General features: G+C 71.0%; 6 protein-coding genes. 2 read left to right on the top strand and 4 right to left on the bottom strand.

Annotated features, from left to right (window positions below; all coding sequences use genetic code 11):
* Positions 1-116: 116 nt before the first annotated feature.
* On the top strand, positions 117-731 hold the full coding sequence (locus tag FV230_RS19685) for an NIPSNAP family protein (RefSeq protein ID WP_147843591.1): 615 nt from the start codon (positions 117-119) through the stop codon (positions 729-731).
* A gap of 10 nt (positions 732-741) precedes the next feature.
* Here FV230_RS19685 and FV230_RS19680 read toward each other — a convergent pair whose 3' ends face one another.
* The 3 genes from FV230_RS19680 to FV230_RS19670 all read right to left on the bottom strand — a co-directional run bounded on the left by FV230_RS19680 (position 742) and on the right by FV230_RS19670 (position 5,663).
* The gene (locus FV230_RS19680) at positions 742-1,845 is read right to left on the bottom strand and encodes a microcin C ABC transporter permease YejB (protein ID WP_147843590.1); all 1,104 of its coding nucleotides are present in this window, start codon (positions 1,843-1,845) and stop codon (positions 742-744) included.
* A gap of 63 nt (positions 1,846-1,908) precedes the next feature.
* Positions 1,909-3,765, bottom strand: coding sequence for an extracellular solute-binding protein (locus FV230_RS19675; RefSeq protein WP_147843589.1), 1,857 nt, complete (start codon positions 3,763-3,765; stop codon positions 1,909-1,911).
* Positions 3,762-5,663 (bottom strand): extracellular solute-binding protein, encoded by a 1,902-nt coding sequence (locus FV230_RS19670; protein WP_147843588.1) that lies wholly within the window; start codon positions 5,661-5,663, stop codon positions 3,762-3,764. Before FV230_RS19670 ends, FV230_RS19675 begins: the two co-directional genes overlap by 4 nt.
* Positions 5,664-5,833: 170 nt before the next feature.
* On the opposite strand from FV230_RS19670, the gene FV230_RS19665 reads away from it, so the two are divergent.
* Positions 5,834-6,718, top strand: coding sequence for an alpha/beta hydrolase (locus FV230_RS19665; protein WP_147843587.1), 885 nt, complete (start codon positions 5,834-5,836; stop codon positions 6,716-6,718).
* Between the two features lie 117 nt (positions 6,719-6,835).
* On the opposite strand, the gene FV230_RS19660 is transcribed toward FV230_RS19665, so the two are convergent.
* On the bottom strand, positions 6,836-8,917 hold the full coding sequence (locus FV230_RS19660) for a hypothetical protein (RefSeq protein ID WP_147843586.1): 2,082 nt from the start codon (positions 8,915-8,917) through the stop codon (positions 6,836-6,838).
* Between the last annotated feature and the right edge of the window lie 120 nt (positions 8,918-9,037).

Here is a 9,037-nt window from a genome sequence, read left to right as displayed (position 1 = left end):
GCGGCGGCGGTGGGGTATCGCAGCCGCCACGCGCTGCGCGCGACGGTCGGGCGGGTGCTGGGCCCGCACGGCGCGCGGCCCCATATCCCCGGCTGATCAGCCGGAGGCCGATGGGCATGCTCTACGAACTCGCCGCGCTCTCATGCCCCCTGAACGCGCTCGATCGCGCCTCCGAGGGGGCAGCGGCCTGGGTCGGCGCGCCCGAGGCCGGCGGCAGCGTGCTCGGGAGCTGGCGCACCGAGATCGGGATGCTCGGCCGGCTCCTGGTCCTGCGCGGCTTCGAGGCGCCGGAGGACATGAGCGCCGAGCGCCGTCGCGCCCTCATGAGCGCGAGCCCGTTCAACGCCGGCGGCGTCGCGACCGCCCTGGAGATGGACAGCTACGCCGCCTTTCCGTTCCTGCCGCCGGTGCGCACCGGCGCCCGCGGCGGCGTCTACGAGTTCCGCACCTACCGCCTGAAGCCTGGCGGCCTGCCGCCGACGCTCGACGCCTGGGAGGCGGCCGTGCCGCCGGCCAAGCCCTACACCGACCACCTCGTGACCAACCTGTACGCGCTCGACGGCGCGCCGCGGATCACCCACATCTGGGGCTTCCCGAGCCTGGGGGAGCGGGCGTCCCTGCGCCGCGCGGCGCAGGGCTCGGGGCACTGGCCGCCGAAGGGCGGCCCCGACCACATCGCCGAGGCCGTCTCCAGCATCGGCCTCCCTGAGGCCTGGTCGCCGCTGACCTGATCGTTGCCGCTCAGGTGGCGCGGGCGGAAAAGTCGATGCGCGGGTCGATCCAGACGTAGATCAGGTCGGAGAGCAGGTTCACCGCCAGCCCGAGCAGCGAGAAGATGTACAGGGTGGCGAACACCACCGGATAATCGCGCCCGACGATTGCCCGGAACGAGAGCTCGCCGAGGCCGTCGAGCGAGAAGATCGTCTCGATCAGCAGCGAGCCGGTAAAGAAGGCCGAGATGAAGGCTCCGGGAAAGCCCGCGATGACGATCAGCATCGCGTTGCGGAAGACGTGGCCGTAGAGCACCCGTCGCTCCGACAGGCCCTTCATCCGGGCGGTGAGCACGTACTGCTTGCGGATCTCGTCGAGGAACGAGTTCTTGGTCAGCAGCGTCGAGGTCGCGAAGGCGCCGATCACCAGGGCGGTCAGCGGCAGCACCATGTGCCAGGCGTAGTCGCCGATCTTCTGCCAGGTCGAGAACGTCTCCCAGCCCTCGCTGGTCAGCCCGCGCAGGGGGAACCACTGGAAGAACGAGCCGCCGGAGAACAGGATGATCAGCATCAGCCCGAACATGAAGCCCGGCACGGAGTAGCCGACGATGACGACGAACGAGGTCCAGCGGTCGAAGCGGGCCCCGTCGGAGACCGCCTTGCGGATGCCCAGCGGGATCGAGATCGCGTAGGACAGGAGCGTCATCCACAGGCCGAGCGAGATCGAGACCGGCAGTCGCTCCTTGATCAGCTCGATGACGGTGACGTCGCGAAAGTAGCTGCGGCCGAAATCGAAGCGGACGTAGTCCCACAGCATCTTGGCGAAGCGCTCGGGCGCCGGCTTGTCGAAGCCGAACTGCTTCTCGAGCTTTGCGATGAAGTCGGGGCTCAGCCCCTGCGCACCGCGGTAGCGCGAGCTCGCCTCGCCGCCCGAGGCCGGCCGGCTCGCGCCGCCGAGGTCGCCGGTGCCGCCGGTGACGCGCGAGAGCGTGCCGTCGCCTTGCCCCTGCATCTGCGCGAGCACCCGCTCCACCGGCCCGCCCGGGGCGAACTGCACGATGGTGAAGGTGATCAGCATGATCCCGAACAGGGTCGGGATCATCAGGCCGATGCGGCGCAGGATGTAGCCGAGCAACGAAGGTGTCTCCTGTGTCGCCGACGGCCCGAGGGCCGGGGCTCGGCGGTCCGGCGCCGCGCGTCAGTTCCGGCCGATCCGCTTGGCCTTGTCGGCGTCGAACCACCACACGGCCGGGGCGCCGAGATCGTATTTCGGGCCCTCCGCCGGATGGCCGTAGACGTCCCAGAGCGCGAGCTTGTGCGTGCCGGCATACCACATCGGCACCCAGTAGCGCCCGGCGCGCAGCACCCGGTCCAGCGCCCGGCACGCGGCGTTCAGGGCGTCGCGGGATTTCGCGTCGGCGATGGCGGTGAGCAGCGCGTCGATCGCCGGGTTCGCGATGCCCGACAGGTTGTTGGAGCCCGCCGTGGCGGCCGAGCGCGAGCCGTAGGTCTCGCGCAGCTCCGCCCCGGGCGTGACGCCGCTGGCGTAGCGCCGCGAGGTCATGTCGAAGTCGAAGTCCTTGAGACGCGACTGGTATTGCGAGGCGTCGACCGTGCGGATCGTCGCCTTGATCCCGAGCAGGCCGAGGTTGCGGATGAAGGGATGGGTATGCGGCTCCAGCGCCGGGCTCGAATCGAGGAACTCGATCTCGAACGGCTTGCCGCCGGGCAGCGTGAGCAGGCCGCCGTCGCGGGTGCAGCCGGCCTCGCGCAGCAGCGCGTCGGCCCGCCGCAGCAGCGTGCGGTCCTGCCCCGACCCGTCCGAGACCGGCGGCGTCCACGGCTCGCCGAACACCTCCGCCGGCAGGTCCTTGCGCAGGGGCTCGAGCAGCGCCAGCTCGTCCGGGGACGGCGTGCCGGTCGCCTTCAGGACGGAGTTCTCGAAGAACGAGGCCGTGCGCGTGTAGGCGCCGAACATGATGTTCTTGTTCGTCCACTCGAAGTCGAAGCACAGGCCGATCGCCTCGCGCACCCGCGGATCGCGGAACTGGGGCCGGCGGGTGTTGATCCACCAGCCCTGCGTGCCGGAGGGACGGGCATCCGGCACGGTGGTGCGCACCACACGGCCCTCTGTCGCCGCCGGGAAGTCGTAGCCGGTGGCCCAGACCCGCGCGGTGAACTCCTCGCGGAAGGTGAAGGCGCCGCCCTTGAACGCCTCGAAGGCGACGTTGCGATCGCGGAAATACTCGTACCGGATCGCATCGAAGTTGTTCTGCCCGACCATCACCGGAAGGTCCGCGGCCCAGTAGTCGCGCACCCGCTCGAACTCGATCGCGCGGCCGACGTCGACGCGGCCGACCTGGTACGGCCCCGAGCCGAGCGGCGGCTCGAGGCTGGAGGCCGCGAAGTCGCGCTTGGCGTAGTAGGCCGCCGAGAAGATCGGCAGCTGCGCCACGGCGAGCGGCAGGTCGCGGGCGCGGCCGGGGGCGAAGCGGACGACGACGGTCTCGTCGTCGAGCGCCCGCGCATCCGTCATGTCCCGGATCACCTCCGAGATTTCCGGGTGGCCCTTCTCGCGCAGCAGCGTGAGGCTGAAGGCGACGTCCTTCGCCGTCAGCTTGGAACCGTCGTGGAACCGCGCCTGCGGGCGCAGGGCGAAGGTGTAGGCCAGCCCGTCCTCGGACACCGTCACCGCGCGCGCCACGAGGCCGTAGAGCGCGTCCGGCTCGTCCAGCGCCCGCACCATCAGGCTGTCGAAGGTGAGGTTCATGCCGGCGGCCCCCTCCCCCTGCAGCACGTAGGCGTTCAGGGTGTTGAAGGTGTCGGGCGCCTGGTTGCCGAAGGTCTGGCTCAGCTGCGACGAGAAGCGGCCGCCCTTGGGCGCCATCGGGTTCACGTAATCGAAGCGCTGGAAGTCCTTGGGGTATTTCAGCTCGCCGAAGCTCGACAGGCCGTGCGAAGCTTGGCTTTCCGCGGCCGCCGCGCCGGGAAGGGCCACGCCGGCCGTCAGCGCGCCCGCGCCGAGGACCAGGGTGCGGCGGGAGACGCCGCTCAACGCGGCGCCCCGGTCTTGGCGGCCGCCGCCGCGTCGTACCACCAGGTCGTCGGGAAGCCGGACGAGCCGTAGAGCGGCAGCACGGCGGGGTGCGCGAAGCGGTTCCACCGCACCGTCCGCGAGACGTTCGAGGCCCATTGCGGCACGACGAACTCGTGGGCGAGCAGCACCCGGTCGAGGGCGTGGGTCGCCGTCAGGACGCCCGGTCGGTCCTTGGCGAAGATCACCGTCTCGATCAGCGCGTCGATCGCGGGATCCTTGATGCCGATGAGGTTGCGCGAGCCCGGCTTGTCGGCGGAGGCCGAGCCCCAGTACTCGCGCTGCTCGTTGCCGGGGGAAAGCGATTCCGGCCAGGAGCCGGTGGTGACGTCGAACTCGAAGTTACGCATCCTGTTCTGATACTGCGCCTGGTCGATCACCCGCAGGGTGGTGCCGATGCCGATGAGCTTCAGCTGCGCCGAGAACGGCAGGATCACCCGCTCGAAGGTGTTCTGGAACTCGAGGAACTCGACGGTGAGCGGCTCGCCCGTGGCCTTGTTCACCATCCGGCCGTCGCGCTGCTCGTAGCCGGCCTCGCGCAGCAGGCGCACCGCCTCGCGCAGGTTCGTGCGCACGGCTTCGGGCGTGTCGCTCACCGGATTCTTGTAGGGCGCGGTGAAGACGGAGGGCGGCACCTTGTCCTTCACCGTCTCCAGCAGCGCCTTCTCCTCGCCCTCGGGAAGGCCGGAGGCGGCGAGCTCGGAGCCGTAGAAGTACGAGTCGATGCGCTTGTAAAGGCCGTAGAACAACGCGCGGTTCATCTCCTCGAAGTTCATCGCGAGGTTGAAGGCGCGCCGCACCCGCGGGTCCTTGAACTTGTCCCTGCGCGTGTTGAAGATGAACGCCTGCATGTTGCCGTTGCCGCGATCGGGGAAGGCCTCCTTGATCAGGCGCCCGTCCTTCACCGCGGGGACGTCGTCGTAGGCGGTGGCCCAGTTGCGGGCGATGTTCTCGACGCGGAAATCGTAGAGGTCGCCCTTCAGCGCCTCCACGAGCACCGTCCCGTCGCGAAAGTACTCGTAGCGCTGAGTGCTGAAGTTGTTGCGCCCCGCATTCACGGGCAGGTCCTTGCCCCAGTAGTCGGCGACGCGGGTGTAGGTCGCCGAGCGGCCGGGATCGAATTTTTCCAGCTTGTACGGGCCGGAGCCGAGCGGTGGCTCTAGCGTCGTCTCCGTGACGTTGCGCGGGCGCCCCTGCGCATCCTTGCCCGTCCACCAGTGCTTGGGCAGCACGCGCAGCTGCCCGATCACCTGTGGCAGCTCGCGGTTGCCGGTCTCGGAGAAGGTGAAGGTCACCTCGCGCGGGCCCGTGGCCTCGGCCTTGGCCACGGTCTGGTAGTAGGCGGCGTAGAACGGGCTGCTCGCCTTGAAGGTCTCGAACGACCAGACCACGTCCTCGGGGGTGATCGCGACGCCGTCGTGCCACTTCGCGGCCTCGCGCAGGCGGTAGGTCACCGAGCCGAGGTCGGGCGCGACGCGCAGCGCCTCAGCGAGCAGCCCGTAGGAGGTGAAGGGCTCGTCCAGCGACTCGGTGGTGAGCGTGTCGTAGAGCAGCGCGATCCCGCCCTCCAGGTCGCCCTTCAGGCCCGAGACCACGAGGTTGAAGTTGTCGAACCCGCCCTGCGCCCCGAGGCGCACGAGGCCGCCCTTGGGGGCTGCCGGGTCGGCGTAGTCGAAATGCTTGAAGTCCGGGCCGTATTTCGGCTGGCCCATCAGCGTCACCGCGTGCACCCAGCCGGCACCCGCCGCCGGCGGCGCCGGCTCGGATTGCGCGCCCGCGGGTCCTGCGAGGCAGGCGAACGCCAGGGCGGCGGCCAAGGTGCCTGCGAACAATCGTCCGATCACGGGATGCGCTGTCACGAGGGGGCAGTCTCCGGTTCGTCGGTGATCGGCCGTTCGGCGGGCCGTTCCCGCCTGCTTAGGACGGACCGCACCGCCACGCCAACCCGGCGCGTCCGCGCACGCCCTGCCGGCCCGGCGACAACCCGACGGCCTCCGGAGCGTTGGAGCCGATCAGGACAGGAACCGCGATGCCGAGCATCCGCCACGACACCATCCCGCTGAACGGCCTCGACATGCACGTCGCCAGGCTCGGCAGCGGCCCGCCGCTGCTGCTGCTTCACGGCTGGCCGGAATTCTGGCTGACCTGGGAGCCGGTGATGGCGCGGCTGTCGGACCGCTTCACCTGCATCGCGCCGGACCTGCGCGGCTTCGGCGCGACCGGGAAGCCCGATGCGGCGCCGAACGACGGGGTCGGCGTCAAGGTCCACGCGCAGGACATCCTCGCCCTCCTCGACGCGCTCGGCGTCGCCCGCGTCGGCGTGGTCTCGCACGACGTCGGCGCCTACGTCGCGCAGGGGCTCGGGCACATGGCGCCGGAGCGGCTGCGGAAGCTGTTCTTCTTCGACTGCCCCTACGGCGGCATCGGCCCGCGCCTCGGCGCGCCCGAGAAGCTGCGCGAGATCTGGTACCAGTCCTTCCACCTGATGCCCTACGCGGCCGATCTCGTCGGCTCTTCGCGGGAGGCCTGCCGGACCTATATCGGCGGCATCCTGCGGCACTGGTCCGGCCCGAACCCGCACGCCTTCGACGACGTGCTCGACGCCTTCGTCGACAACTTCCTCGCGCCCGGCAACCTGCAGGGCGGGTTCGACTGGTATCTCAGCCAGAACGAAGGGCGGCTCGCGATGATCCGCGGCGAGGCGCCCGCGCCGAAGCCCATCGCGGTCCCGACCTGCATCCGCTGGGGCGATTCCTCGCCGCTCTTCCCCTACGCCTGGACCGACCGCCTGCCGGACTATTTTTCTAACCTCGACCTCGCGCCGTTCCCCGGCGCGGCGCACTTCCCGCATCGGGAGAAGCCCGACGCGGCAGCGGCCGAGATCGCGCGGTTCTTTTCGGATCTGCGCGGCTGAGCGGCTGCTGAGGTGATCCTCGGCGCGAGCAGGAGTGAAGCCACCGCCTCTTCCCTCCCCCGCAGAGGGGGGAGGGAAACGCGCTGATGCTTCGATATCGACGCGAGAACTCGTCGCCTACGCCGCCCGCCCGCGCCGGCCTTCCACCAGCCACATCGCCAGCACGGCCGCGGCCAGCAGCGCCAGGGCTGCCAGCCCGAGCGCCAGGGGATACACCTCGACGCCGCGGATCACCGCGCTGTCGCTCGGGCGGAAGCCGATCCAGTCGGCGCCGGAGAGGCGGCCGCCGCGCACGCTCTGGAGGCGGGGCACCGCGACGGCCCCCGACGCGTCCGCCACCCGGCGGATCGAGCCGCCGGAGGCGTCGGCCACCGGCTTCAGGCGCTCGGTATCGCTGAACACGTCGGCGAGCTCGCGCGGGTTCGGCGGGCCGACGCTGACGAAGGCGGCCAGCGTGCCCGAGCGCAGGGTGTGCAGGCCGAGCTCGGTCGCCTCGAAGGTCGCGCCGAACAGTCCCGGCTCCGAGGGCTTCAGGGTCAGGGTGCTCACCTTGCCGGTCGGGCTCGTGACGGTGACCAGATCGGTCGCCTCCGCCATGGTCTGGCGCTCGACGCGGACCTCGCGGCCGCGCCCGGTCATCTGCGCACGCAGCGCTTCCTCCTCGAGCGCCGGCTCCTTCATCAGCCAGTGCGCGAGGCGGCGCAGCAGGTCGAGATAGGGGCCGCCGTCCTGGTAGCCGCGCGCCCAGAGCCAGGCGTGATCGGACAGCATCAAGGCGACGCGGCCCTTCTCCTCGCGGGAGAGCGCGAGCAGCGGCAGGTTCTCGGCGCCCGACAGCAGCGGCTGGTTGCCGGCCCGCGGCTGCGCCGCGACGATGCGGAGCCAGTCGCCCCAGGCCGGTGGCGTGGCGTCGCCCCCGGGCAGCGCCCGCGTCACCGGATGACGGTTGCCGGTGGCCGTCGCCGTCGGCTTGTAGGGCTGCTCGACGACCCGCCCGTTCGGGTCGCCCGGCAGGATGCCGGCGAGCCGGGTGCGCGCGAGGCTCGCCGGGCCGGCGAATTCCGGGCCCGCCGCGATCAGCAGCGCGCCGCCCTCCCGGACGTAGCGGGTGATGTTGTCGAAGTAGGCCGAGGGCAGCACGCTCTGGTTGGCGTAGCGATCGAAGATGATCAGGTCGAAATCCTTGATCTTCTGGACGAACAGCTCGCGCGTCGGGAAAGCGATCAGCGACAGCTCGGAGATCGGCGTGCCGTCCTGCTTCTCCGGCGGGCGCAGGATGGTGAAGTGCACCAGGTCGACGTTGGCGTCGGACTTCAGGAGGTTGCGCCAGGTGCGCTCGCCCTGGTGCGGCTCGCCGGAGACCAGCAGCACGCGCAGCTTCTCGCGGATCCCCTCGATCGGCAGCACGGCGCGGTTGTTGACCGTGGTCAGCTCGCCCGGCAACGGCTCGACCTCGATCTCGACGACGTTCGGGCCGCCGTGCTCGATCTTGACCGTGAGGTCGAAGGGCTTGTCCGTCGGCACGGTGCGCCGCCCGATCTCCTCGCCGTCGCGGCGCAGGGCGACGACGGCCGAGCCGGTGCCGCCGCGCTCCATCACCTCGGCCCGGATCGTCAGGTCCTTGCCGACGATGCCGAAGCGCGGCGCCTCCAGCAGCTTGATCTGCCGGTCGCGCTCGTCCGGGTGGCCGGTGACGAGCACGTGCAGCGGCGCCTTGATGCCGAGCGCGGCGAGCGAGGCCGGGATGTCGTGGACCACGCCGTCGGTGAGCATGACGACGCCGGCCAGCCGCTCCGGCGGCACGTCGGCGAGCGCCTGCCCGAGCGCGGTGAACAGCTTGGTCCCGTCGTCGCCGGCGGCGTCCGGCACGTCGATGAAGCGCGGCTCGATGTTGGCCAGCGCGCCGAAGCGTCGCTGCAGCTCGGCCCGGACCTGGTCGGTCACCGCCGGCCGATCGCCGAGCGCCTGCGACCCGGACCGGTCGACGATCACCGCGGCGATGTCCTTCACCGGCTCGCGATCCTCGCGCACCAGCGCGGGGTTGGCCAAGGCCGCGAGCACCAGGCCGAGCGCCAGCGCCCGTAGGATCGCCGTGCGGCCGCGCGCCAGGAAGGCGAGGACCGCGAACAGCACCACGACGACGGCGAGCACCGCGAGCACCGGCCAGGGCAGCAGCGGCGTGAAGCTGAGGCTCAGCATGGGGTGAGAGCCTTGTGTCCTGGGCGCGCGCACCGCGCATGCTCCCTCCCCCCTCTGCGGGGGAGGGTGGGCCTCGCGTCAGCGAGGGTCGGGAGAGGGGGGCGCCGTATCCGGCACCGT

Source organism: Methylobacterium sp. WL6 (assembly GCF_008040095.1).
GTDB lineage: Bacteria > Pseudomonadota > Alphaproteobacteria > Rhizobiales > Beijerinckiaceae > Methylobacterium.
The sequence above is the reverse complement of the archived record's forward strand: the minus strand, read 5'-3'. Positions and strand labels throughout refer to the sequence as shown.

Excerpts from the sequence above, each read along its gene's own strand:
- FV230_RS19660 (WP_147843586.1), bottom strand. The coding sequence starts at position 8,917 with ATGCTGAGCCTCAGCTTCACGCCGCTGCTGCCCTGGCCGGTGCTCGCG.
- FV230_RS19685 (WP_147843591.1), top strand. The coding sequence starts at position 117 with ATGCTCTACGAACTCGCCGCGCTCTCATGCCCCCTGAACGCGCTCGAT.
- FV230_RS19665 (WP_147843587.1), top strand. The coding sequence starts at position 5,834 with ATGCCGAGCATCCGCCACGACACCATCCCGCTGAACGGCCTCGACATG.